Source organism: Olleya sp. HaHaR_3_96, from assembly GCF_019278545.1.
Taxonomy (GTDB): Bacteria; Bacteroidota; Bacteroidia; order Flavobacteriales; family Flavobacteriaceae; genus Olleya.
In genome coordinates this window covers 1,330,115-1,356,536 of record NZ_CP058987.1, presented here as the reverse complement: position 1 = coordinate 1,356,536, position 26,422 = coordinate 1,330,115, and the positions used below count along the sequence as shown (strand labels likewise).

Genomic DNA, 26,422 nt, shown 5'->3' with positions numbered 1-26,422 from the left:
ACTTAATTTAATATTATCCCTAAAACTGTTTGATTAAGTAATTAATTAAATCTGTTGTAGTAACAATACCAACCAAAACGTTATTATCTACAACAGGCAATGCATGAAATTCTTTTTGGGCCAATAATTCTGCCACTTCTTTTATAGTGCTATTACTTGATACACTTACCAAGTTTTTAGCCATTACTTGCTCAATAGTAAACATATTATAGACTACACTTTCAACATCTACAGCATAATCCTCTGCAGCATCTGCAAAACTGATTCTAAGTAAGTCCGTGTAACTTAACATACCTATTATCTGATCACCACTAACCACAGGAATATGTCTTATTTTATGTTCTTTAAATAATTTTTCTGCTTTTTCTAAATCGTCAGTCTTATTTAAAGCAATGACATTGTTGGTCATTATTTCTGATACAGGAGTTCTTTTTTTCATGATAATAGCTTTTAAATTATACTATAAAGTTAGGCGTAATTTGGCTAAATAAACATGATAAAAGTCAGTAGAAACAGATTTAATACCCCTTAAAATTAAAGTTAAGCATTTGCTTTACTCTATCGTAAATTTCCGGAAATTGCGTTTTAAATTCGCTTGGAGTTTCAATAAAACTCTCGATAAGTACAGCTACAAATTCAAAATCATTTTCAAAAGCATACTCTCTAAAATAATCAGAATTTCTAATCTTATTTTTACACACCGCATTGGAGTTGATATAATCCATTACAGCTTCCAGTCCACGTAAAAACAAATATGCAGTGACTTCATTTTTATATTCGGCTTTTAAATAACTTAAATGCAGGGCGTGGATAAACTCATGAATACCTAAATTCAAATTATCATCGTCAATTTTATATCCTATTAAAAAATCTTCCCATGACAATATTACAGCTCTAAAACCTGGATTAAAGTGCCCTTTATGATACGCCTTATCAAGATTAGAATAAAAACTAGATGGGTAAATTAATATCTTATCAACTAACTTTATAGCATAATCCCGATAACCAAAGGTTAGCATTATTGCTGTAGCAGCAATCAAAACACGATGTTGATCTGTTATTATGACACCGTCTTTTCCAACAAATTCTGTTGTATTTAAAAATTTATGAACGCGGTGTCTAAAATAGCGTCGCTCTTTGGCACTAAGCGTATTATAAAATTTAAATTGACTTTCAAGAATTCTTTTTTGATTGGATTTTAAATCTTTCACTCGATAATACAAATGACGAAATAAAGGCTTACCACCGATATAATCAATATAGATGCTTTCTATTAATTTAAAGCACCAAATCAAACTTATAATGGTAATAAAAATAACCAGTAAAATAATCCCAACATTTGTAACATACTCAATTACTACAGGATTTTCTTCTAATTTGGTCTCAACTTCTAGCAGCATATAGGTCTATTTTATTTTAAAACGTACTGTTGTGCTATATTAATAAAGTCTAAAATTTGCTTCGCTTTCCATTCTGATGTTTGCTGTAATTCAACTCTGATAAGCTCTCCGACCATTGGTGCAATTTCGATTGCCGCTTTAGCATCTAAAAACAAAACGCGCACACGCCTTGCCAACACATCCTCAATAGTTCTTGCCATTTCATTTCTTACAGCCCAAACAACTTCTGCTTTTGTAAATTCTAAACGTGGATGTAAACGGGTTGATAATTCTGGATTATCTGTAATTAAATCTACAATATGTTTTTGATCTGTTCCATAAATATATAAATGATTGGATCTATCGACTGTCCCATTAGCGCCATGTATTAGCAAGTCTTTTGTTTTACATTTTACTTTGGGTAACTTTTTAAGTGCTATTACTTTATTAATAGTATCCTGCGCCATGCGTCTGTAAGTCGTCCATTTTCCACCAGTAATTGTAATTAATCCTGACTTTGCCACGATAATTTTATGGCTTCTAGAGATTTCTTTTGTTTTTGCAGAATTATCTTTTGGTGCTGCCAGTGGTCTGAGTCCGGCAAAAATACTGAGCACATCCTTTTTGCTTACCTTTTTATTTAAATACTTATTTGCTGTTTGTAGGATAAAATTAATTTCTTCATCCAAAGCTTGCGGCTCTAAACTATGGTTATCGACCAACGTATCGGTTGTACCAACCACTACCCTATCATGCCAAGGCACTAAAAACAAAACTCGACCATCGTCCGTTTTGGGAATCATAATGGCATCATCACCGGGTAAATATGACTTATCAAAAACTAAATGAACCCCTTGACTAGGCTTTATCGAGGTTCTAGCCTTAACATTGTCCATTTTTAATACCGCATCAGAAAACACGCCTGTAGCATTAATGACAACGGTTGCTTTTAACTTATAGTCAAGTCCCGACTCTCCGTCACTTGCCAAAACACCATCAACGTTACCTTTATTATTTTTAAGCAACGTTTTTACTTTAAAATGGTTCAAAACAGTTGCGCCGTTTTCAATACAACTTTGCGCCATATTAATAGCGAGTCTAGCATCATCAAATTGTCCATCGTAATAGACTACACCACCTTTCAATTTGTCATTTTTTAACGTTGACAACCTTGACATTGTGTCCCGTTTATTTATCCTTGTAGATTTACCAAAACTTAATTTACCAGATAAAAAATCGTACACTTTTAGTCCAATAGTATAAAAAGCAGAGTCAAACCAGCTATAATTGGGTATAATAAAAGATTGTTTACTGACTAAATGGGAAGCGTTTTTCATCATCAAACCTCTTTCATACAAAGCCTCACGGACTAAGTCCACATTACCTTGTGCCAAATATCTAACACCTCCATGCACTAGTTTTGTACTTCGGCTAGAAGTTCCTTTTGCAAAATCTACCTGTTCTAACAATAAGGTTTTATAACCTCTTGTTGTGGCATCTAATGCAACTCCCAAACCTGTCGCTCCACCACCAATGACAATGACGTCCCAATTAGGGTTAGTTTTTATTTGATTTACTAAAGTTTCCCTGTTAAACATCTTGTTCTTAATAATTACGATCCATCCCAAATATATAAAATACCTGCTGTTTATACGACAAACCTTGAAGAAGCTATGCTTATGTATAAAAACAATTAAAAACCAGAAATTTTAATCCTGGATTTTTATATTTATTCGTGATTTCATACGGCAAGAGTTTAAACTTTTTAAATCAAGATATCGCCGTAATCATCTCTAATTCATCAAATAATATTTTACTTCCGAAACATTCAATTTAAGTTTGTAATAACTTAAAAAACATCTATTCTTATGAAACTTTAATTAATTAAAATAACCTACCTCAACAAATAACACTATTAACAACATGAAATGAATCGGCCCATCCTATGTGGCCAAATAACCTTACTATTCAGATAGTTGATGCACATAATCAAATGAGAGAATATATCTCTATAAAATGGAAAGAAGAAAAATATCCAACAAGATATCTTCAACCTGATTCTATATTTTGGAGCAAGATGGAGACTAAGCACTAAAACAGCTGTGCTGAGTTAAAACATAGGTTATTATTAATAAATAAAGGTGCTAAGGGATTGTGCAATTGGTGCACTAGATTCAATTCATAATCGCAACAAAAAATTTACTGATTTTTATTTAATTTTTCTACTTGAGCTTCTAATTTAGAAAACCTTTTCCCTAGTTGATTTAATGCTTCGTTAGCTAATTTAGCTTTCTTTTTAGCTTGCTTTAATTCTTTTTCTTGTTGAATTACATAAAGTGTTAATTCTTCAATTTTTTGTAATAATTTAGAATTTATTTCACCTAAAAAAACGCCATTTTCTTCAACCTCTTTTGCACTAGGAATGTCTTTTAAACGCCCTTTTTCATTGATATGATTTTCTACTTCTTCGAGTGTTGGTAATTTATAATCGTTGTAGAAAACAAAATCCGGCCAATTCGGATATCCTGCTACTTTTACTTCTGTTGCAACTATTTTACCGTTTACACCTAGTTTAAAGCCTTGTGTATTTGTTGTTCCTACTCCTACATTTCCAGTATCATCAATTGTTAAATCCGGAGCATTGTCTCCTGAACTTAAATATAACCCACTATCCCCAGAGGTTTGCGTCCAAATTCTACCCAGTTGATCAGATGTCCCTTTTTGAAAGATTAAATCGCCAGCATCATTAGCTACTCCTGTAATGTATATATTTCCGCTCTTTACTAATAAACTTCCATTAGCTACTTCTAATTTTTGAGTAGGAGTCGTTGTCCCAACACCTATATTTCCACTAATATTATTTATTCCAGAACTATTAGACTCCCATAGACTTGAAGAAGCTCCTGCTATCAAACCTTGATAAGGTGTTACTGCTTCTGGATGGATATAAAATAATTCTGAAACACCCAGTCTTCCATTTGTTCCTGCTCCATCATAAAAAGTAAAACGTAATTTAGTGTATGAACCTGCCGGCACTTTTTTTATAAATTTTCTTTCTGCATAATCTTGTGAGGAATGGTCCGCAATTACATTCCATGTATTAGCAGATGAATAAGAATTATAACCTTCTATTTTAAAACGTCGTGCTTCCCAATACCTGGTAGACCATCCTATCCATGCTCCTGCTTGACTATGGACATTAGGCAAGCCCTCTATTAAAACAACTATTGGATCTGCCAGAGTAGGTGGCATCACAGTATAAGAAGGCGATAAACGGCCATCAAACAAAGCATCCACGTCTAATTGGGCAGCACCTGTTTGAGTTACAGTCAAAGAACTCTCTGATCTATTAGCATGAAATAAGACATTATGCTCCATTCCTATAGGTGTTTGGTTCGTTGTAAACACCTGAGCATATGAATCAATAGAACACATTATCGTTAGCGCGATAAAAATTATTTTTTTCATTTGAATTTTATATTAGTTATTTATTGAAGCATTAATTAAATATTCAAGTTTTGAGAGACGTATTTCTAAATTTTTAATTGTTTTTTTAGAATTCTGAACGTCTAGTTTAGATTCTAAGAAATCTTTTTTATAAATTTTTAATTTCTTTTCTTGTTGAATTGTATAAAGTGTTAATTCTTCAATTTTTTGCAATAACTTAGAATTTATTTCACCTAAGAAAACACCATTTTCCTCAACCTCTTTTGCACTAGGAATATCTTTTAAACGCCCTTTTTCATTGATATGATTTTCTACTTCTTCGAGTGTTGGTAATTTATAATCGTTGTAGAAAACAAAATCTGGCCAATTCGAATATCCTGCTACTTTTACTTCTGTTGCAACTATTTTACCATTTACACCTAGCTTAAAGCCTTGTGTATTTGTTGTTCCTACTCCTACATTTCCAGTATTATCAATTGTTAAATCTGGAACATCGTTTCCTGAACTTAAATATAAGCCACTATCTCCAGAGGTTTGAGTCCAAATTCTACCCAGTTGGCCAGATGTACCTTTTTGAAAAATTAAATCACCAGCATCATTAGCTACTCCTTTAATGTATATATCCCCATTCTTTACTAATAAACTTCCATTAGCTACTTCTAATTTCTGAGTTGGTATAGTTGTTCCTACTCCTACATTTCCAGTATTATCAATTGTTAAATCCGGAGCATTGTCTCCTGAACTTAAATATAACCCACTATCCCCAGAGGTTTGAGTCCAAATTCTACCCAGTTGATCAGATGTCCCCTTTTGAAAGATTAAATCGCCAGCATCATTAGCTACTCCTGTAATGTATATATTCCCACTCTTTATTAATAAACTTCCATTAGCTACTTCTAATTTCTGAGTAGGAGTAGTTGTTCCAATACCGATATATCCATTTTCGTTTATACGCATCCTTTCAACAGCATCTGTAATATAGGTTCCCGAGGTACCAAAAACAAGCTGCCCTTTTCTACCATAAGTTTCAGCAGCTAAACTTCTTATAAAAGAACTCACATGTTTACCGTCTAAATCTCCGTTATAAAATTGAATTTCTCCTAGTAATTGATTGTTTACTGCATCAATATCATTACTTGTCAATCGTAATATTGGAGGATTACTTCCATCATTATCACCGCTCAATACTTCTAAATTTGTATTTGGACTTGGGGTCCCAATACCAGTAAACCCATTAGGTTTTATATAAACACCTAATTTACTAGACCAAGGAGACGCCCCATGTGCCATATACAAATAGTGTATTGAAGTCTCCCCAGACCCTAACATTCCATAGCCTCCAATACTTGTATTAATATCACTGCGATTATAGTGGCTAACACCTCTAGCCCAACCACCTACTGTAATTGGAGTTACAATTTTCAAGGAATTACCGTCTAAAATAGCATGTCCTGTTGTATTAAAAACATTTTGAGCACTTAAACTTATAGCAATCAATAATACTGTTATAGTAAATAGTGTTTTTTTCATATTGTTATTATTAATTTGCTGTTTTCACTCTGATCTCAAGCATATCAATGGAATTAATCGAAAACAAAAAAGGGAATTTTCAAAATAATATTGAAAATTCCCTTTCAGTGACCTCGAAGGGATTCGAACCCCCAACCCTCAGAGCCGAAATCTGATATTCTATCCAGTTGAACTACGAGGCCAAATTATTTATGACAATTTTGCTTTTACAATATTAGATATTGTTTTTCCATCAGCCTTACCTGCTAATTGACCACTAACTACTCCCATAACTTTACCCATATCTTTCATACCCGCTGCACCTGTTTTAGCAATCACTGCCTCAACAACTTTAGTCACCTCTTCCTCACTCATAGCTTCCGGTAAAAACTGAGAAATAACTTCTGCTTCTGCCAATTCTGGAGCTGCTAAATCTTCACGATTTTGCTCTAAAAATATTGCCGCACTATCTTTACGTTGTTTAACTTGCTTTTGAAGTATTTTAAGCTCCTGCTCTTCTGTTAATTCTAATTTTGCACCACTTTCTGTCTGCGCTAATAGTATTTCCGATTTAACCGCTCTTAAAGCTGTTAGTGCCACTGTATTTTTACTTTTCATTGCCTCCTTTAAGGCAGTCATTAGGTCTGTAGATAAACTCATGTCTTATATTTTGAGGTACGAAGATAATAAATAGTATTTAGTTTTAGCCTGTTTTGAGGCCTTGTTACCTCTTAAAATATTCCAAATAAAAACCCGAGAAGCTTGAGGGGCTTATCGGGTTAAAATGGATTATCCTTTAAATAAAACTCCAAACTAATTTGGAGTTTTATTAATTTTAGAGATGTACTAATCTACATTATCATGTAAAAAAGAATTATTACTTCTTAATTGTATATCATCATTATCATCAACACCTAATGAGGTTCTAGAAATGCTATTGTCTGAAGAATGTTGTCTATCGTCCAACTCTAAACCTTGACGCTTATAGGCTGGAATCTTTTCTATATCTTCAATTTTTGAGCTATTGAATTTATGATTAAAATTCTTCATTTTTTTTCTTCGCTCGTCAGCTCTACTTTTAAGTAATTCTGAAATTGGTGTATTCATTGGATCTACATCAGCATCCGCATCGACGTTCACCTCATCATTTTCAACCACTTTTCTTTCAAAAACGACTTCTTTATCAACTTTAGGTTCTGCTACTTTATTAATTACCGAATCTACCTCTTCATAATCATCAAGCGCATATCTAACTTCTCCTTTTTCTGTGTTTTCTGTTACCGGAACAATCTCAACAAAATCATTAACTGTTATATTGTTAACATCATCTGACAGATTCATAACAACAGGACGCTCTTCAGCTTCGGCAGCTTCGATTACAGGCTCTGATAATGGTAAATCAAAACTTAATGTTATTTGTTGCTTTTTTTCTTCTTCTACTTTAGCAACTTCAATATTATTAACACTAGTATCTGTAATAGTAAACTCTTCTGTTTCGTCTACAATAACATCAACTTCAGAATAGTTAACATCTATATTTTTGATAAACTCACTAGTCGGAATTAAATCCAAATCTTGATAATTTACAGTTCTTTGCTTATTAACCTGTGCCATTTCAAAAGCAGACAACTGATCATCCGTATCTTCTTCTAAATCTAAAGTATGGACCACTGCTTTAGGCGCTTCTTTTTTAACCTCTAACTCTATCGTTGGTAAAATAACCGCAGGTGTTTCCTCTTTTTCTTTATTTAAATCTTGCTCCACATTATGGTCATCTTCCAAAGCATGGATCACTTTTTTTGTTTCGGTATTTGAAATTTCGTTTTGTTGCTCAACATCAAAACCCGTTGCTATAATTGTTACAGCAATTGATTCTTCAAGTGTATCATCTTCACCAACTCCCATAATAATATTGGCACCATGACCAGCTTCATTCTGAATATGATCATTGATTTCTCCTATTTCATCAATAGTAATTTCTTGAGCTCCAGAAACGATTAGCAACAATACGTTTTTGGCACCAGTAATTTTATTATCATTTAATAGAGGTGAATCTAATGCTTTAGAGATCGCTTCATGTGCACGGTTTTGACCAGACGCTGACGCAGATCCCATGATAGCTGTTCCGCTATTACTTAATACTGTTTTAGCATCACGTAAATCAATGTTTTGCGTGTAGTGATGCGTTATAACTTCTGCAATACCACGTGCTGCAGTAGATAACACTTCATCCGCTTTAGAGAACCCTGCTTTAAAACCAAGGTTACCATATACTTCACGAAGTTTGTTGTTATTGATTACAACTAAAGAATCTACTTCTTTACGCAATCTCTCAATCCCTTCCTGAGCTTGTTCGTTACGCATTTTTCCTTCAAACTGAAAAGGCATGGTTACAATACCTACTGTTAAAATGTCTAAATCCTTAGCCATTTTAGCAATAATTGGTGCTGCTCCTGTACCTGTTCCACCACCCATACCTGCTGTGATAAAAATCATTTTGGTATTGGTATCCAACATGCGTTGCAAGTCATCAAAACTCTCCACTGCAGATTGCTCTCCAACATCTGGATTAGCTCCTGCACCAAGTCCTTCTGTTAAGTTAAGCCCTAACTGGATTTTATTTGGCACACCACTATTTTGTAGTGCTTGTGCATCTGTATTACAAATAACAAAATCTACTCCTTTAATTCCCTGAAGGAACATGTGGTTGATTGCGTTACTTCCTCCTCCACCGACACCAATGACTTTAATGACATTAGATTGATTTTTAGGAAGATCAAAAGATATATTTTCGAATTCGTTGTTGCTGCTCATAAATTCTATTTTACTGGATCAATTATTAATATTTTACACGATACATACATCGCTTACTTTTTGCTTTTATTATTCTGCGTTATCCAAAAAGTCTTTTACTCTTTCTGTTAACGTATCTAAAAACGACTTACGTTGTTTTTTAGGTGGTTCTATTTGTTCTACTTCCGGAGTTTCTTCGACTGCTTCTTCAAGTGCCTGAATCTCTTCTTCAATTATAGCTTCCGCTTTTTTACGATCTTGACGTTTTAAACCATCCATCACTAAACCAACTGCTGTGGCAAATAATGGACTTGTTATAGCGTCGTCACTATCTCCTGCTAAATGCTCGTTTGGATACCCTATTCTAGTATCCATCCCTGTAATATATTCTACTAATTGCTTAAGGTGTTTTAATTGGCTTCCGCCACCAGTTAAAACGATTCCGGCTATTAGTTTCTTTTTTTGTTCTTCATGTCCGTAGTTTTTTATCTCTACATATACTTGCTCGATAATCTCTACAACTCTTGCATGTATTATTTTAGACAAGTTTTTTAAGGTAATCTCCTTTGGATCACGACCTCTTAAACCTGGAATAGAAACAATCTCGTTGTCTTTATTTTCTCCCGGCCATGCGCTTCCAAACTTAATTTTAAGTAATTCGGCTTGTTTCTCTATTATCGAACACCCTTCTTTGATGTCTTCCGTTATTACGTTTCCTCCAAAAGGAATAACCGCGGTATGACGGATAATACCATCTCTAAAAATGGCTAAATCCGTTGTTCCTCCTCCTATATCAATCAAAGCAACTCCAGCTTCTTTTTCTTCTTGACTCAACACTGCGTTTGCTGATGCCAATGGCTCTAGTGTAATACCATCTAAACTTAATCCTGCACTTTGTACACAACGTCCAATGTTTCTAATAGACGATACTTGTCCAACAACGACATGAAAATTAGCTTCCAAACGTCCACCATACATCCCTATTGGTTCTTTTATTTCGGCTTGACCGTCAATTTTATATTCTTGAGGCAGCACGTGGATGATTTCTTCTCCAGGTAACATTACCAATTTATGCACTTGATTAATCAAACGATCTATATCCTCCTCATCAATAACAGTTTCACTATCCGGTCTAGTTATATAATCGCTATGTTGTAAACTTCTAATATGTTGCCCAGCAATACCAACCGTTACACCATCAATCTTAAATGATGCTGCAGCTTCTGCTTCTTGAATAGCCAATTGTATAGATTGTATAGTCTGCGTTATATTATTAACAACACCACGATGGATACCTAAACTTTTAGATTTACCAATACCTAAAATTTCAACTTTACCATAATCGTTTTTACGACCAATCATAGCCACAATTTTTGTGGTTCCTAAATCTAGTCCTACTGCAATGTTCTGTTCCATAACTTATGCTTTTGTACACACAACTTGACTCCCAAATTGCAAATTTACTTTACTGTAATTATTTAAGGTTTTATCTTTCGTAGCTTTTAGGTAGAAAGCCTTTAGATTATTGATTTTTTTATCCAATTGTTCTAAATCACCTATTTTGACTACAAAATTACACTGTCTTAACTTAAGATCTATAGTATTATCCTTGTTTTGTTGAATTTGTACCACATGTTTTTTCAAAAATTCGTCATTTTGAATTTTTGTTGCTATTTCATGAATCCTAATCAAATCCTTTTTATCCACAAAACCGGTCACGATTGGAACACGCTCTGTGTAATTTTTTGATAGTGGCATATACCCACCATTGCTATCTACATAAAAAGAAGCGCTAGACACCACTCTAGCAATAGGCATTTTTTGCTTAACCTCAGCTACTAAATCTCCAGAAACACTCACATAAACCTCTGCAAACTCGATAATTGGGTTTTCATTTAGAGTCGTTTCTAACAAATTCAAATCTAAAATTTCTTTAGACTCGTTGGTAGCATAATGCTGATTTTGTATTAACAACTTACTAACATCTTCATGCGTAATAAATAAGTTTTTATTACCTAAAAACTGCACTTGTGGTTTTGACACTATTCTTTTAGCATTTCTTACTGAAGAAAACGCATACAAAAACACCACTAAACCTAGTAGTAATCCCATTTTTATATAGTTCCAATTACGCTTCATTAAGTAATGCTTTTTTAATTTTAGAAACTTCTGCCCCAATATCTCCAGCTCCTATTGTTAAAACAATTTTTGCTTCGCTTTGTATTATATTATTTATTAACGTCTCTTTTGATACTAATTTTTTATTTTCATTTTCAATTAAGCTCAATAACCATTCCGATGTCACTCCTTCTATAGGTAATTCTCTTGCTGGGTAAATATCCAATAAGATCACTTCATCAAATTGTGATAAACTTTTTGCAAACTCCTCAGCAAAATCCTTTGTTCTAGAAAATAAATGTGGCTGAAAAACTGCAACAACTTTATCGTTTGGATACATTTCTCTTACTGCTTGACGCACTGCATTAATTTCCTCAGGATGATGTGCATAATCGTCAATAAACACTAGATCATCCGTCTTAATCTGATAAGTAAAGCGACGTTTAACACCTAAATAAGACACCAATGCTTTTGCTAATTTTGAAGCAGAAACACCATATTCTAAAGACATTGCCAAAGCGACTAACGCATTTGATAAATTATGTCTTCCTGGCAGGTTAAATCTAAAATCTTTCAGGACTGTTTCTGGCGTTTTGACATCAAAAACGTAGACGCCGTTTTCTATCCTTATATTTTGAGCAGAATAATCTGCATTATCTTCTATTCCGTAAGTAATTCCTTTTAAAGGCAACCCGTTTTTAACGAACAGTTTCCCGTTAGGTTTTAATTTTTTCGAAAAATCCTCAAAGGTTTTTATTAGTTCTGAAGCATCACCATAAATATCCAAATGATCTGCATCCATAGATGTAATACAAGCCATATCTGGACTTAAAGTCAAGAATGAACGATCAAACTCGTCAGCCTCTACCACACTCACCTGATCTCCATTGAGTATTAAATTAGAATTATAATTCTCGCTAATACCGCCTAAAAAAGCAGTTAACTCAACATCACATTCATTTAACAAATGCCCCAAAATACTTGTCGTCGTCGTTTTACCATGTGTTCCAGCTACTGCTAAACAAAACGTATTTTCTGTTATCAACCCTAAAATTTCAGAACGTTTTAACACCTTAAAACCATTGTTTCTAAAATAAAGTAACTCCGTATGACTTTTAGGCACTGCAGGCGTATAAACCACGACTGTGCTTTCAGAGTTTAAATAGCGCTCTTCAATATTAGCTATTACATCCTCAAAATGCACCGTTATACCCAACCCTTCTAAACTAATAGTAATATCCGTTTGCGTCTTATCATAACCAGACACGTGCTTACCACTAGCTTTAAAGTAGCGAGCAATTGCCGACATACCGATACCTCCGATGCCTATAAAATAAATGTTATGTATCGTATTTAAATTCATTATTTTTTTAGCAATTTTTCAACCTCGTCCGCAATGTCTTTGGTTGCATTTACCAATGCTAATTGTTTTATATTTTTACTTAACTGTTCCTGTTTTTCTTTTGAAGCCACTAATTGCCCAAATTTATTTTTAAAATCTACTTTTAAATCGTCTTGCGCAATTAGTAAAGCAGCATTTTCATCTACTATTGCATTTGCATTTTTAGTTTGATGATCTTCTGCCACATACGGAGAAGGCACAAACACCACAGGCTTACCAACAATACACAACTCACTTACAGAACTTGCTCCTGCACGAGAGATAATAAAATCTGCAGCTGCATATGCATAATCCATTTTATTTATAAATTCATGGATTTGAACATGCTTCGTATTACCATACAACTTATAGGTCTGATAATATAATTTACCACATTGCCATATCACTTGGACATTTAATGTTTGTAAAAAATCCAGCTCATCAACCATCAATTCGTTAATTGCCTTAGCGCCTAAACTTCCTCCTAAAACAAGTAAAGTCTGTTTACCTTCAACCAAACCAAAATGTTTAATAGCTTCCTCTCTTTTAGAAGAAATATCTAACAAATCTTGACGCACAGGATTCCCTGTTTTTATAATTTTATCTGAAGGAAAAAAACGCTCTAAACCATCATAAGCAACACACACTTTTTTAACCCTTTTAGCTAATAACTTATTTGTAATTCCTGGATACGAATTCTGTTCTTGTATTATACTTGGCACCCCTTTTAAAGACGCCATTTGTAATAAAGGACCGCTTGCAAACCCACCTGTTCCAATAGCAACATCTGGCTTAAACTGTTTTATAATTTTTCTAGCATTCCATAAACTACTAATCAATTTAAATGGAAACATCAAATTTTTAAGAGTCAACTTACGCTCAATACCTGTAATCCACAAGCCCTTTATAGCATAACCAGCTTGAGGCACTTTTTCCATCTCCATTCTATCTTCTGCACCTACAAACAAAAACTCAGCCTCTGGAAAACGCAACTTTAACTCGTTAGCAATAGCTATTGCAGGATAGATATGTCCACCTGTACCACCACCAGATAAAATAATTTTATATGTTTTATTTTTACTATTCACTTTTATATTTTAATCTTCTAATGCTTCCGACAAAACGTCTAACGGACTGTCCACGTCAGATGCTTTTTCTTTTTTAATAATTTCCTCTCTTTTTGCACTAACACTTAACACTATTCCAATAGCCATACAAGTCATCCAAATACTGGTTCCACCACTACTAATTAAAGGCAACGTCTGCCCCGTAACAGGAAACAGCTCTACAGCCACCGCCATATTAATCATGGCCTGAAAAATAATAGGCAAACCAACACCTAACACAAGCAACTTACCAAAAAAGGTGTCTGCTTTTTGTGATACTATTATTATCCTAAACAATAACCACATATATAAGATCATCAATGCAAAACCTCCAAACAAACCATATTCTTCTACAATAATTGCATAAATAAAATCTGAAGACGATTGAGGCAAGAAGTTTTTCTGAACACTTTTTCCAGAGCCCACACCAACGATACCTCCCGAAGCGATTGCTATTTTAGCGCGCTCTATTTGATAATCCTCTTTTGAGTCCTCTCCATTCAAAAAACTTTCTACCCTGCTTATCCACGTATCGACACGATTTGGCATCGCTTCTGGAAAAGCTTTCGCGACTAAAACAAACATCGTTAATCCAAGGAGTCCTGCAAACCCCATTGCTATTAAATACCGTAATGGATAACCTCCTAAAAACAATAACGCACAAGCCATTACAAAAATGATCGCTGTTGTTGAAAAATTTGAAGGCAAAATTAATGCTAACATAACAAATACAGGCGTCCAAAGCGGCAATACAGACTCTTTAAACGTAATCGTTTTATCTTTTATCTTAGATAAATACCGTGCAATATAAACCATCAAAACCACCGCTGCCAACGTAGAGGTTTGAAAAGACATATTAACAAATGGTATACGTATCCAACGACTGGCATTAGCCCCATCAATAGTTGTCCCCTGCAAAAAAGTTAAAACCAATAACATAAACACAACAGGCATCATAACCATGGACAACCCTCTAAAGTATCTATATGGTATTTTATGCACACCATACATTATAGAAAACCCTAAAAACAAGTGCATAAAGTGTTTTACAAAATATGAGAACGTACTCCCACCACCACTAATATTAACTAAATTACTAGCAGCACTATATACAGGAAGAAATGAGAAAATAGCCAATAAAGCTGCTATTGCCCAAATCAATCGATCTCCTTTTATGTTGTTAAATACTTGTTGCACTTCTATTTATAATTATACGTCCATATACTCTTTTTAGGCGTCACCATTTGACCGTTTTCTCGCCTTAAACTATAGTACTCTAAAAATCAACAGATTCCATATTATAAAACCCATTTAAAACACTATTTTATTTACAAATTCCTTACTGCTTCTTTAAATTGACGCCCTCTATCCTCATAATTTTCAAATAGATCGAAACTAGCACAAGCAGGAGACAACAAAACAGTATCACCAGCTTCAGTTAATTTATATGCTATTTTTACAGCCTCACTCATAGACTGCGTTTCTACAACAACATCAACCATCTCACCAAAGCTTGCCAACAGCTTTTCGTTATCAACACCTAAACAGATAATTGCCTTTACTTTTTCGTTAACAAAAGAAAACAATTCGTTATAACTATTCCCTTTATCAACACCTCCAACAATCCAAACTGTTGGTGACGATACGCTATCCAATGCAAAATAAGTCGCATTAACATTAGTTGCCTTAGAGTCGTTTATATACTGTACTTTGTTAATTTTAAGTACGTTTTCTAAACGATGCTCAACCCCTTGAAAATTTTCCAAACTCTCACGGATCGTTTGTTTTCTTATATTTAATAAATGTGACACTGTCGAAGCAGCCATCGCATTTTTTACATTGTGTTTTCCTTTTAGAGCGATATTTTCTGTTGGCATAATTATCTGATTATTATCAATTGTTATTATTATATTATCGTTATCCAAATATGCACCATTCTCGATTGTTTTTGTCAATGAAAACGGTACTAATGTAGCTTGAATAGTATTGTTTTTTATGTATTCTAAAATCACCTCATCATCTGCATCATAAATCAAATAATCTTCTTTTGTTTGATTTTTTGTAATCCTAAATTTTGAAGCAATGTAATTTTCAAATTTGTAATCGTAACGATCTAAATGATCGGGTACAATGTTGGTTATTACTGCGATTTTTGGTTTAAAGCTGAAACAACCATCCAACTGAAAACTACTTATTTCTAAAACATAATTATCAAAATCATGTTCTAAAACCTGTTTTGCAAAGCTATCTCCAATATTACCCGCAAGCCCTACTTCCAATTCCTGCTTTAACAAATGATGCGTCAACATAGCAGTTGTTGTTTTACCATTACTTCCAGTAATAGCCACAATAGTTGCCTTAGTCAATTGGCTTCCAAATTCTATTTCAGAAATCACTGATATCTCCTTATTTAAAAGCGCTTGTATTATAGCAACTTTATCAGGAATTCCAGGACTTTTCATCACAACATCAGCATTTAATACTTTGGCTTCAGTATGCTGTTCTTCCTCCCAATCAATCTCATTATGTATAAGAACTGCTTTGTACTTTTCTTTTATTTTTCCTTTATCCGAAACAAACACCTCATAACCCTTCGCTTTACCCAAAAGCGCAGTTCCTACACCACTTTCTCCAGCTCCAAGCACTACTAATCGTTTCATCTTATCTTAATTTCAGGGTTACTATAGATAGTATTGCTAGAAAAATCCCAACAATCCAAAATCTTGTAACAATTTTACTTTCGTGATATCCTTTTTTCTGATAGTGATGATGCAAAGGCGCCATTAAAAAAATGCGTCGCCCTTCCCCATATTTCTTTTTTGTAAACTTAAAATAGGCGACTTGCAGTATTACAGACAATGATTCCGCAAAGAAGATTCCGCATAACAATGGAATCAACAATTCTTTTCTAATTACAATTGCAATAACCGCTATAACACCTCCAATAGTCAAACTACCAGTATCCCCCATAAATACTTGTGCCGGATAGGTATTATACCATAAAAAACCAATTAAAGCACCTACAAAAGCCGCTATAAACACGACGACCTCTCCCAAATTGGGGATAAACATAACATTGAGGTAATCCGAAAACACAATATTACCTGATATAAAGGCAAAGATTGCGAGCACAAACACAATGATTGCAGAACTTCCTGCTGCCAACCCGTCAATACCATCCGTTAAATTAGCACCGTTAGACACTGCAGTTATTATAAAAATGACAATTGGAATAAACACTAACCAAGCATATTTAGCATAATCATCTCCCATCCATGATACCAAATTGGTATAATCAAACTCATTATCCTTAACAAAAGGAATCGTTGTTTTTAAAGACTGCTCTTGCACATTAAACTCTCCTGCAGAATTCTGAGTTATCAATTCGTTTTCGTAAACAGGATTTACCTTTTCCGTCTTAATAGTTATCCCTGGATGAAAATACATAACTGCACCAACAAAAATACCAAGACCTACTTGACCTAAGACTTTAAACTTACCACTTAACCCTTCTTTATCCTTTTTAAAAACTTTAATATAATCATCCGTAAAACCAACTGCTCCCATCCAAATCATAGTCACAACCAACATGATAACATAAATATTATCCAGTTTAGCCAATAACAATACTGGTATTAAAGTCGCTAAGATTATAATAACACCACCCATTGTAGGTGTCCCTGCTTTCTCTAACTGACCATCTAATCCTAAATCTCTAACAGATTCTCCTACCTGCTTTCTCTGTAAAGCCAAGATGATACGTTTACCGAAAATTGTAGAAAACAACAAGGATATAATAATTGCCAAAGCAGCTCTAAATGTGATAAATTGAAACACACTCGCCCCTGGAAATTGGTAGTTTTTTTCTAAAAATTCGAATAAGTAATATAGCATTCTTTTAATATTTTATTTTTATTGTGACTCTTCGTTTTCAAAGAGGTGACAATACTTATTTCTGTAATTGTTTTAAAAATTCTTTTACTATTTTGAAATCATCAAAATCAGATCGCTCACCTTTCACTTCTTGATAGGTTTCATGTCCTTTTCCAGCAATCAAAATAATATCATTAGGATTTGCTAACTGGCAAGCGGTTTTTATAGCCTGCTTTCTATCCACAATAGATAATGTCTTTTTAAAATTTTGAGGCTCCACCCCTTTTTCGATGTCTTCAATAATAGTTTCCGGCACTTCACTACGCGGATTATCGCTTGTAAATACCACTTTAGTACTTAAAGCCGATGCAATATGTCCCATTTTTGGCCTTTTAGTTTTATCTCTATCCCCTCCACAACCAACAACTGTAATAACATCTTCATTTTTAGTTCTAATATCATTAATCGTTTGTAGCACATTTTGCAATGCATCAGGCGTATGCGCATAATCTACAATAGCTGTAATTTTTGTATCAGAGATTAAAAACTGAAAACGACCGCTCACACTTTCTAACTCACTAATCAATCGTAACGTTTCTTCCTTTTCAAGACCTAACAATTCCGCAGTAGCGAAAATCGCTAAAATATTATAAGCATTAAACTCTCCAATTAACCGAATCCAAACCTCGTTATCATTCAACTTTAACAACAAACCATTAAACTGATTTTCTAAAATCTGAGCTTTATAGTCTGCATACGTTTTTAAAGCATAAGTATATTGCTTTGCCTTGGTGTTTTGAAGCATGACACCCCCGTTTTTATCATCACCATTTGTTAATGCAAAAGCTGTCTTAGGCAACTCGTCAAAAAAACGTTTCTTAACATCTCTATACTCTGCAAACGTATCATGATAATCTAAATGATCATGCGACAGGTTAGTAAAAATACCGCCTTCAAATTTTAATCCTAAGGTTCTGTTTTGATGAATCCCATGAGAGCTAACTTCCATGAAGCAAAACTCCACCCCCTCATCATTCATCTTCTTCAAATACCCATTAATGGTTAACGAATCTGGCGTAGTATGCGTTGCCGCATGCTCCGTATTATCCACCATTATTTTTACAGTAGACAACAAGCCTACTTTATACCCAGCTTTTTTAAACAACTGATACAATAACGATGCAATTGTTGTCTTACCGTTTGTACCCGTAACCCCTACTAACTTTAAGTTTTCGGATGGATTACCATAAAAATTAGCGGCCATTATAGCCAATGCACGACTAGAATCATCCACTTGAATATAAGTAACATGTTCTAGCGTCTCAATTGGAAGTACCTCACACACCACAGCAATAGCACCCTGTTTTATTGCTTTATCTATGTACTGATGCCCATCTGTCAGACTACCTTTAATAGCCACAAACACATCGTCAACAGCTATATCACGCGAATTAAAATGAATATTATGCACCATAATATCAGTACTACCCACTACCGCGTCTAACGTTACCTTATATAATATGTCTTTTAATAAATTCACGAGGCTTCTAAAACTATAATTTGATTATTCTTTAACTTAGTATTCTTATTTACGGACTGACTTGTAATTGTCCCTACACCTTTACAATTCACATTAACCTTAACGTTCATGTTTTCTAATAAAGCCAATGCATCCATAACTGGTAGACCTGTTACGTCTGGCATGATTGTTTTATATTTATTAGCCGTTTTATAATAGCCTTCATACTCCTTATCCACAGCCTTATCGTCAACATTTAAAGATGCAACCTGATCAATTAAAGGCGTATCTGTAAATATTTTTTGTGCTATTTTTTTAAACACTGGACCAGACACATCCGCACCATAAAACCCTTTTTTAATACTCGGTTTATGTATAATTACAATACAAGAATATTTAGGCTCATCCGACGGAAAATACCCAGCAAAAGATGATATATATCTTGGGTTACGCGCCCAGTCGTCCATCCAATACTCTACTCTTGCGGTCCCTGTTTTCCCACTCATTGAAAAATAATCAGAATACAAAGAGCGCCCCGTCCCTCTTATCACCACGTTTTTAAGCATCTCCTTAGCAGCATTTAATGTTGCATCAGAACATATTTTAGGATTAATTATTGATTTCTCAAAAGATTCAATCTGCTTATCCAACTCTTTAACCTCTCTTATAAATCGAGGCTTAACCATAACACCGTTATTAGCAACTGCATTATAAAAGGCAAGCGTCTGCAATGGCGTTAACCTTAAATTATATCCGTAAGCAATAGACGGTAATGCGTTACGACTCCATTTATCATCACCGGGTTTTGGAATCATCGGTTCCCCTTCTCCTTTTATAGAAATTCCTAATTTTTTATCTAAATTCCAACGACTTAAAATATCCAAGAAGCGTTTTGGATCCTTAGCATACGCATTATTTATAATGGTTGCCATCCCAATATTAGAAGAGACCTCTAATACCTTAGCAGCAGATATCTTACCGTTTCCGTGAGAATCTTTTATTCCTCTACCATAAAACACCTTATACCCATTACCGGTATCTACAATATCCGAAGTATCTATTTTCTTATCCTCTAAAGCCGCCATTAAAGCCATTAGCTTAAAAGTAGATCCTGGCTCATGAGACTCATAAACCGCATAATTCCTTTTCTCGTAATAGTAACCCGATTTTGTTTTTCCTAAATTAGAAATCGCTTTAACCTCTCCAGTGGCCACTTCCATAACGACAACCGTTCCATGCTCCGCTTCATACAATTCTAATTGCTCTAACAAAGCATGATGTGCAATATCTTGGATATTTACATCAATAGTAGTATACACATCAAACCCATCCTTAGGTTCTACTTGATCATAATCAACAATAGGTTTCCATTGCCCTTTCCCTATTTTCTGTTTTAAGCGCTTCCCATCTTTCCCTCTTAAGTAATCAACACCAAAAGCCCCATCAATACCAGCTCTTGTAACATTACCATCATCATCTGTACGCTCATACCCAATAGTACGCTGCGCAACTTCACCCAAAGGATGCTCTCTTTTTACTTTTTGCTCGACAATCAACCCGCCTTTAAACGCCCCTAATTTCAACAAAGGGAATTCTCTAAATTTCAAATAATCCGAATACCCAATATTTCTAGCCAATAAAAAATAACGATTTTTATTAGCTCTTGCTTTTCCTAATTCTTTTTTATAAAACGTTGTTAATTTTCCAGAATACTTAGATAATGCTTCACTTAAAGGAATTAAATTGGCTTTAAAATTTTTATCCGATGGCGTTACAGCATCAAACAAAATATCATATTTAGGAATTGACGTTGCCAACAAACTACCATCTGAAGAATATACATTACCGCGATTAGCAGGAATAACAACATTTTTTATAGCACGCTTATCCGCAAGCGCTCTATACTCGTCCCCCTGAACTATCTGAATGGTCAACAATTTGACAACCACAAGCACCCCAAAGACGAACATACATCCTGCGACAAAATACAATCTGTTTAATATGTTCTTTTCGTTTACTGCCACGATGTGAACTTAGGTTTGTGATTTAACAATTATTTTTTTAGGCGGAATTACGGAAGGCGCCAACCCTTTTTCTTTCATTTTTTTAACAACGGAAGACTCCATTTTCAGCTGCATTAATCTGGTCCTGCCATCATACAACTCGGATCGCAATTCTTTAACTTGATTATTAAGCTTTGCTATCTCGTATACTTTTTTATCCAAACTATGTGAACTTGCAATCATTACTATCGCTAAAGCTGAAATAAAAAGAATCAGTCTCCAATTTTTAAAAGAGTCTTCACTAACTAGAAAAGTCCCCCTTAATATACTATAGATACTTTTTTTCATTTACTAAACCTTTTCAGCAATACGCAACTTTGCACTACGTGCTCTATTGTTTATTTTAATCTCCTCTTTAGACGGAATAATTAGTCCTCCCACTTTTTTCAAAGGCACTTCAAAGCGTCCAAAGACATCACGTTCCGGCTCGCCTTCAAACAAACCATTTCTTACAAAACGCTTAACTAAGCGATCTTCTAAAGAATGATAGGATATCAAACTTAAACGCCCTTCTGGTTTTAATATCTCTGGCGTTTGTTGTAAAAATTCTTTTAAAGCCTCTATTTCTTGATTCACCTCAATACGAATCGCCTGATAGATTTGTGCTAATATTTTATTTTCATGCTTAGGTGACAAAAACTGCTGCAACACCTTCTTAAGCTGATCACTAGTTTTAATAATTTCAGTCTTACGATGCTCCACAATCAACCTAGCCATAGCAGAAGCAGACCTTAACTCCCCATATTGCGACAACACTTGTTTAAGCCGCTCTTCTTCATACTCATTAATAACATGGTACGCCGACAACGCGTCATTCTGATTCATACGCATATCCAAAACCGCCTCAAAACGAGTTGAAAAACCACGTTCAGCGACATCAAATTGATGCGACGACACCCCAAAATCCGCTAAAACACCATCCACAGCTTTAACACCGTGAAAGCGCAAAAAGCGTTTGATATATCTAAAATTTTCATGTATTAATGTAAACCTAGGATCATCTATTGCATTTTCAAGCGCATCCTTATCTTGATCAAACGCGTATAGTTTCCCATTTTCTCCTAAGCGATTTAAAATTTCTCTACTATGTCCACCACCACCAAAAGTGACGTCTACATAGACCCCATCTTCTTTAATAGCCAAACCATCCACGGTTTCATGTAATAATACTGGATTATGATATGCTGTCATCTTCATTGTCTTGACCCATTACTTCTTCAGCTAAATCTACAAAATCTAATGTTGCATCATCAATAGCCTCCTCATACTTCGTTTTATCCCAAATTTCAACAATATTAACAGCCGACGACATTACAATATCTTTAGCTATTGACGCAAAACCAACCAAATCCTTTGGTATTAGCAAGCGCCCATTTGTATCCACTTCCACCAATTTTACTCCCGCAGTAAACCTGCGAATAAAATCGTTATTTTTCTTTTTAAAACGATTAAGCTTATTTACTTTTAGCATTAATGCGTCCCATTCTTGCATTGGATACAATTCCAAACACTCCTGAAACACCGCTCGTTTTATAACAAATCCATTTTGCAACTCGGGAGCCAACTGTTTTTTCAGCGCAGCAGGAAGCATCAACCGTCCTTTTGCGTCTACTTTACATTCGTATGTCCCTATTAATGAGTTCACAACCTTTTTTTGGTGTCTAAATTTGTAAAAATCAAATATATTGAAAATTTTACCACATCTTACCACATTTTACCACATTGTTAATAAGTATTGTCACTTTAACAGATTACAGCCTTTTAAAATCGATTAATAGTCACTAAAATCGGTTAACTAGAAGAGTAATAACCAAGTGGGAGAATATTTGATTTTTATTTTAAAAAAGTCTACTCAACTAAATCATTAAAATGTCGGTTTTTTAAATGAAATACTTATATTTGCTTTTGATGTAAACTACTAATCGTTAATGACTAGAATACTTAAAAAAGAAGGAAAATTCAACTATATTGAAGTTGGAGAAGGACAACCAATAATTGTACTTCATGGACTTATGGGAGGATTAAGTAATTTTGAAGCAGTAACCACTTTTTTTAGCACTAAGGGGTACAAAGTCATTATTCCAGAATTACCTATTTACAGTAAACCCTTACTTAAAACTAACGTTAAATCGTTTGCTAAATACCTATACGATTTTATTCTTTTTAAAGAGCTTGATAACGTCGTGTTATTAGGAAATTCCTTAGGAGGGCATATTGGTTTATACCATACAAAAATGCATCCTGAAACGGTAAAAGCTTTAGTTATTACTGGAAGTTCTGGATTATACGAAAGCGCAATGGGTGGAGGCTACACCAAACGTAGCGATTACGAAGTGATTAAGAAAAAAGCACAAGAGGTTTTTTACGATCCTGCAGTAGCCACTAAAGCTATTGTTGACGAAGTTTACGAAACTGTAAACAATCGTAATAAACTAATTAAGACCTTAGCTATTGCCAAAAGTGCGATTAGGCACAATATGGCTAAAGACTTGCCAAAAATGACTACACCAACCTGTATCATTTGGGGTAAAAATGACGGCGTTACACCTCCTGAGGTTGCTGACGAGTTTAATGCATTATTACCAGATTCTGATTTATTTTGGATTGACAAATGTGGTCACGCCGCTATGATGGAACATCCTGATACTTTTAATCAAATTTTATTTGATTGGTTTAAAGCACGCAAAATATAGTTTTTAAAGCTTAAACTTTTTTTGATTACTTTATTGTCCTTACTTTTGCACCGACTCTAATGGCTAACTATTTACTAGCCTGAGTTTTTTGTTTAATTTAAATACGGTTTTTGCTTTCGCAGAAACACATCCTATGCACATTAAATCTGCCGAATTTGTAACCAGTAATTCTGACGCCTCAAAATGTCCAAAAGACCGTTTACCAGAATATGCTTTTATTGGTAGAAGTAATGTTGGCAAGTCGTCTTTAATAAACATGCTTACTAGCAAAAAAAGCTTAGCCAAAACCTCTGGACGCCCAGGAAAAACACAGCTAATTAATCATTTTACGATTAACAAAGAATGGTTTTTAGTCGATTTACCCGGCTATGGTTATGCAAAAGTCTCTAAGAGTGCAAAAAAAGTTTTCCAAAAATTTATTACTCACTATTTTGAACAACGAGAACAATTAGTAACCGCATTTGTATTGGTAGACATCAGACACCTACCACAGCCTATTGATCAAGAATTCATGCAGTATTTAGGAGAAAAAGGCATTCCTTTTTCTATCATATTTACTAAAGCAGATAAGCTTAAACCAAAAGCTATTGACAACCATGTTGAAGCTTACAAAAATATCTTGTTAGAAACTTGGGAAGAGATGCCTAATTACTTTGTAACCTCTTCAAGCAAAAACATTGGAAAAGAAGACGTCCTTGGCTATATTGATAGTTTAAATCAAAGTTTTGTTATAGATTAATACTATTATAAAAACCAAAATCAGGAACAAAAGTTCCGCATATCCCGTAATATTTAGGGGATATGTGGAACAAAAGTCATCATATAACTAGTTAGGCAACATAAAGAGAAACGACATTGACAGATAGAAAAATCAACTTCAAAACCATTTGGCAAAGAGCTAAAATTAGACCAATATTACTACTTTTTGCATTTCAAGGAATTGCATTTGCATTATTACTCTTTCTTCCAATGGGATTGATGATGAATTCATTGGGAGATAGTTTCCCATTTGTTGAAAACGTGAAAAAAATCCAATCTGATGGAAAAAATGAAAATGCTCTTCTGACAAACATCAAAGGAATTAACAATATTACGATTAACGGAAATAATCCTCAAATCTTGACCTATGAATTTGATTTTAATGGACAAAAAACAGAATCAAAGTTTAGTGTATTTGAACCTGACAAAACTGATATTTTAAAAATTGGAGATATTATTCCAATTAAACATTTGAACGGACAATCAATACCGACAGAATTTGAGCAATACACTTTTAATATGGATTTTATGTATTATATAGCTGGAGTTATTCTGCTAATTGGACTAATTCTTTGCTATCTTCTATACTCACGAATAAATAAAGAAATCTTATTATATAAAACAGGCAGAATTATGGAGGGTAAAATAGTTTCAATAAGCCATAATAAAGGTTTCACATTTTCGAAATTTGGTTCGTCAATGGATGTGCATTATGAATATGGAAATAACGTTGTGAAATCGAGAACTAATAATTTTGCTTTGACAAATAATAAATCAACTGGAGATTCAATTAAAATTTTGGTTTCAGAAGATGGAAACTCATCTTGTCTATATCCAGAATTGATTGCTAAAACTAATAATTGGAAAGAAAATTACGTTGCCTAACACCGGTAACCGTTGCACAACCCCATAATTTTATAATAGATCAAGCAAAATAAGTCATTTTAAGAGGCTCAATTTTTATTGTTTATTAAGATTTACCTTAATTTTGATACGCTTAAATGGAAGTTTATAGCCTTGTAAAGTGCTATTATTTCAAAAAGCAAAACGCCAAGTGCCTTTCCTTCACTTTTTGTTCGTTTTTGTACAAACTTTAAATATTTTTTAAGGCTGTAAGCTATTGCCGATAGACGCATAACCTTATTGGCCTGTTTAATACCTATGGTATTTATTTTTCTTAACCCCATAAACTGTGTCAGTGTACCAAAAACAGGTTCTACAGTGCTTTGACGCTTACCTTTCATACAACGACCACGATTACTCTCTACACGTGCAATATTACGCTCGTATTCTGCTTTAAAATAGGTCACTGAAAACTTTTTCTCTTTTGCGGTTTTACCTAAACAACTCTTTTTTATTGGTCAATCTCTACATTGATACGTACTCCCGCGATATTCCTTTTTCAAACTTCCTGTCTTGTAGTCGTTAAAGATTGCCTTAAAGAGAATAATCTCACCTTCTGGACAGACATAGTGGTCTTGATCTAAAAGATAAAAATTAGTATGACTGAAGACAATCATTGTTATGAAAACATAGTGTATGAACGTGTCAATGAGATACTAAAAGATGAATATATGTGGACCAAACCTTTGATAACGTGAATCAAACTATGAGAGCTGCAAAAAATGTAATTAATTTATACAACGAAGTAAGATTACATTTATCTTTAGTCTATAAAACACCTAATATGGTATATAAATTATCAACCTAAATTCAATCTTAACCTGTAGCCATATTTCAGGACTAGACATAATACTTACTCTTTTTTTTAAATTTTAATGC

The 26,422-nt window shown here is 34.1% G+C and carries 24 protein-coding genes and 1 tRNA gene; 3 read left to right on the top strand and 22 right to left on the bottom strand.

What is annotated here, in order from left to right:
- Positions 1–19: 19 nt before the first annotated feature.
- The 20 genes from H0I26_RS05840 to mraZ form a co-directional block, all read right to left on the bottom strand.
- Positions 20–439, bottom strand: a complete 420-nt coding sequence (locus tag H0I26_RS05840) for a CBS domain-containing protein (RefSeq protein WP_218701420.1) — start codon at positions 437–439, stop codon at positions 20–22.
- Between the two features lie 79 nt (positions 440–518).
- Positions 519–1,400: a zinc-dependent peptidase gene (locus H0I26_RS05835; RefSeq protein WP_218701419.1), complete on the bottom strand. Its 882-nt coding sequence runs from the start codon at positions 1,398–1,400 to the stop codon at positions 519–521.
- Between the two features lie 11 nt (positions 1,401–1,411).
- Positions 1,412–2,977, bottom strand: coding sequence for a glycerol-3-phosphate dehydrogenase/oxidase (locus H0I26_RS05830; protein WP_218701418.1), 1,566 nt, complete (start codon positions 2,975–2,977; stop codon positions 1,412–1,414).
- 601 nt (positions 2,978–3,578) lie between these two features.
- Positions 3,579–4,847, bottom strand: a complete 1,269-nt coding sequence (locus H0I26_RS05825) for a hypothetical protein (RefSeq protein ID WP_218701417.1) — start codon at positions 4,845–4,847, stop codon at positions 3,579–3,581.
- A 12-nt stretch (positions 4,848–4,859) separates the two neighbouring features.
- Positions 4,860–6,356 (bottom strand): hypothetical protein, encoded by a 1,497-nt coding sequence (locus H0I26_RS05820; protein ID WP_218701416.1) that lies wholly within the window; start codon positions 6,354–6,356, stop codon positions 4,860–4,862.
- 108 nt (positions 6,357–6,464) lie between these two features.
- Positions 6,465–6,538 (bottom strand) — tRNA-Arg (locus H0I26_RS05815).
- A gap of 7 nt (positions 6,539–6,545) precedes the next feature.
- Entirely contained in the window at positions 6,546–6,995 is a 450-nt protein-coding gene (locus H0I26_RS05810) for a GatB/YqeY domain-containing protein (protein WP_218701415.1), read from the bottom strand.
- A gap of 186 nt (positions 6,996–7,181) precedes the next feature.
- A complete protein-coding gene (gene ftsZ / locus H0I26_RS05805; RefSeq protein WP_218701414.1) occupies positions 7,182–9,149 on the bottom strand; it encodes a cell division protein FtsZ in 1,968 nt (655 codons plus the stop codon).
- Between the two features lie 69 nt (positions 9,150–9,218).
- Positions 9,219–10,544 (bottom strand): cell division protein FtsA, encoded by a 1,326-nt coding sequence (ftsA, locus tag H0I26_RS05800; protein ID WP_218701413.1) that lies wholly within the window; start codon positions 10,542–10,544, stop codon positions 9,219–9,221.
- Positions 10,545–10,547: 3 nt separating this feature from the next.
- Positions 10,548–11,267, bottom strand: coding sequence for a cell division protein FtsQ/DivIB (locus H0I26_RS05795; protein ID WP_218701412.1), 720 nt, complete (start codon positions 11,265–11,267; stop codon positions 10,548–10,550).
- On the bottom strand, positions 11,257–12,609 hold the full coding sequence (gene murC / locus H0I26_RS05790; protein WP_218701411.1) for a UDP-N-acetylmuramate--L-alanine ligase: 1,353 nt from the start codon (positions 12,607–12,609) through the stop codon (positions 11,257–11,259). The genes H0I26_RS05795 and murC overlap by 11 nt, the downstream gene beginning before the upstream one ends.
- Positions 12,609–13,715 carry an undecaprenyldiphospho-muramoylpentapeptide beta-N-acetylglucosaminyltransferase gene (gene murG, locus H0I26_RS05785; RefSeq protein WP_218701410.1) on the bottom strand — a complete coding sequence of 369 codons (1,107 nt, stop codon included), beginning with the start codon at positions 13,713–13,715 and terminating at the stop codon, positions 12,609–12,611. Before murG ends, murC begins: the two co-directional genes overlap by 1 nt.
- 9 nt (positions 13,716–13,724) lie before the next feature.
- Complete coding sequence (locus tag H0I26_RS05780; RefSeq protein ID WP_218701409.1) at positions 13,725–14,930, bottom strand: FtsW/RodA/SpoVE family cell cycle protein; 1,206 nt, start codon at positions 14,928–14,930, stop codon at positions 13,725–13,727.
- 131 nt (positions 14,931–15,061) lie between these two features.
- Positions 15,062–16,393: a UDP-N-acetylmuramoyl-L-alanine--D-glutamate ligase gene (gene murD, locus H0I26_RS05775; RefSeq protein WP_218701408.1), complete on the bottom strand. Its 1,332-nt coding sequence runs from the start codon at positions 16,391–16,393 to the stop codon at positions 15,062–15,064.
- 1 nt (position 16,394) lies between these two features.
- On the bottom strand, positions 16,395–17,627 hold the full coding sequence (gene mraY / locus H0I26_RS05770; RefSeq protein ID WP_101016790.1) for a phospho-N-acetylmuramoyl-pentapeptide-transferase: 1,233 nt from the start codon (positions 17,625–17,627) through the stop codon (positions 16,395–16,397).
- A 55-nt stretch (positions 17,628–17,682) separates the two neighbouring features.
- Positions 17,683–19,146, bottom strand: coding sequence for a UDP-N-acetylmuramoyl-L-alanyl-D-glutamate--2,6-diaminopimelate ligase (locus H0I26_RS05765; protein ID WP_218701407.1), 1,464 nt, complete (start codon positions 19,144–19,146; stop codon positions 17,683–17,685).
- The gene (locus tag H0I26_RS05760; RefSeq protein WP_218702046.1) at positions 19,143–21,095 is read right to left on the bottom strand and encodes a penicillin-binding protein; all 1,953 of its coding nucleotides are present in this window, start codon (positions 21,093–21,095) and stop codon (positions 19,143–19,145) included. The genes H0I26_RS05765 and H0I26_RS05760 overlap by 4 nt, the downstream gene beginning before the upstream one ends.
- Before the next feature lie 63 nt (positions 21,096–21,158).
- Entirely contained in the window at positions 21,159–21,476 is a 318-nt protein-coding gene (locus H0I26_RS05755; protein ID WP_101016784.1) for an FtsL-like putative cell division protein, read from the bottom strand.
- A gap of 3 nt (positions 21,477–21,479) precedes the next feature.
- Complete coding sequence (gene rsmH / locus H0I26_RS05750) at positions 21,480–22,385, bottom strand: 16S rRNA (cytosine(1402)-N(4))-methyltransferase RsmH (RefSeq protein WP_218701406.1); 906 nt, start codon at positions 22,383–22,385, stop codon at positions 21,480–21,482.
- Entirely contained in the window at positions 22,363–22,833 is a 471-nt protein-coding gene (gene mraZ, locus H0I26_RS05745; protein ID WP_218701405.1) for a division/cell wall cluster transcriptional repressor MraZ, read from the bottom strand. Before mraZ ends, rsmH begins: the two co-directional genes overlap by 23 nt.
- Before the next feature lie 283 nt (positions 22,834–23,116).
- On the opposite strand from mraZ, the gene H0I26_RS05740 reads away from it, so the two are divergent.
- The 3 genes from H0I26_RS05740 (at position 23,117) to H0I26_RS05730 (ending at position 25,525) form a co-directional block, all read left to right on the top strand.
- The gene (locus H0I26_RS05740; RefSeq protein ID WP_101016780.1) at positions 23,117–23,881 is read left to right on the top strand and encodes an alpha/beta fold hydrolase; all 765 of its coding nucleotides are present in this window, start codon (positions 23,117–23,119) and stop codon (positions 23,879–23,881) included.
- 133 nt (positions 23,882–24,014) lie between these two features.
- Positions 24,015–24,620, top strand: coding sequence for a ribosome biogenesis GTP-binding protein YihA/YsxC (gene yihA / locus H0I26_RS05735; RefSeq protein ID WP_101020915.1), 606 nt, complete (start codon positions 24,015–24,017; stop codon positions 24,618–24,620).
- A gap of 116 nt (positions 24,621–24,736) precedes the next feature.
- Positions 24,737–25,525, top strand: coding sequence for a hypothetical protein (locus tag H0I26_RS05730; protein WP_218701404.1), 789 nt, complete (start codon positions 24,737–24,739; stop codon positions 25,523–25,525).
- A 92-nt stretch (positions 25,526–25,617) separates the two neighbouring features.
- Here H0I26_RS05730 and H0I26_RS05725 read toward each other — a convergent pair whose 3' ends face one another.
- Both H0I26_RS05725 and H0I26_RS05720 read right to left on the bottom strand, forming a co-directional pair.
- On the bottom strand, positions 25,618–25,998 hold the full coding sequence (locus H0I26_RS05725) for a transposase (RefSeq protein WP_218702045.1): 381 nt from the start codon (positions 25,996–25,998) through the stop codon (positions 25,618–25,620).
- A 3-nt stretch (positions 25,999–26,001) separates the two neighbouring features.
- Positions 26,002–26,160 (bottom strand): hypothetical protein, encoded by a 159-nt coding sequence (locus H0I26_RS05720; RefSeq protein WP_218701403.1) that lies wholly within the window; start codon positions 26,158–26,160, stop codon positions 26,002–26,004.
- Positions 26,161–26,422: the final 262 nt, after the last annotated feature.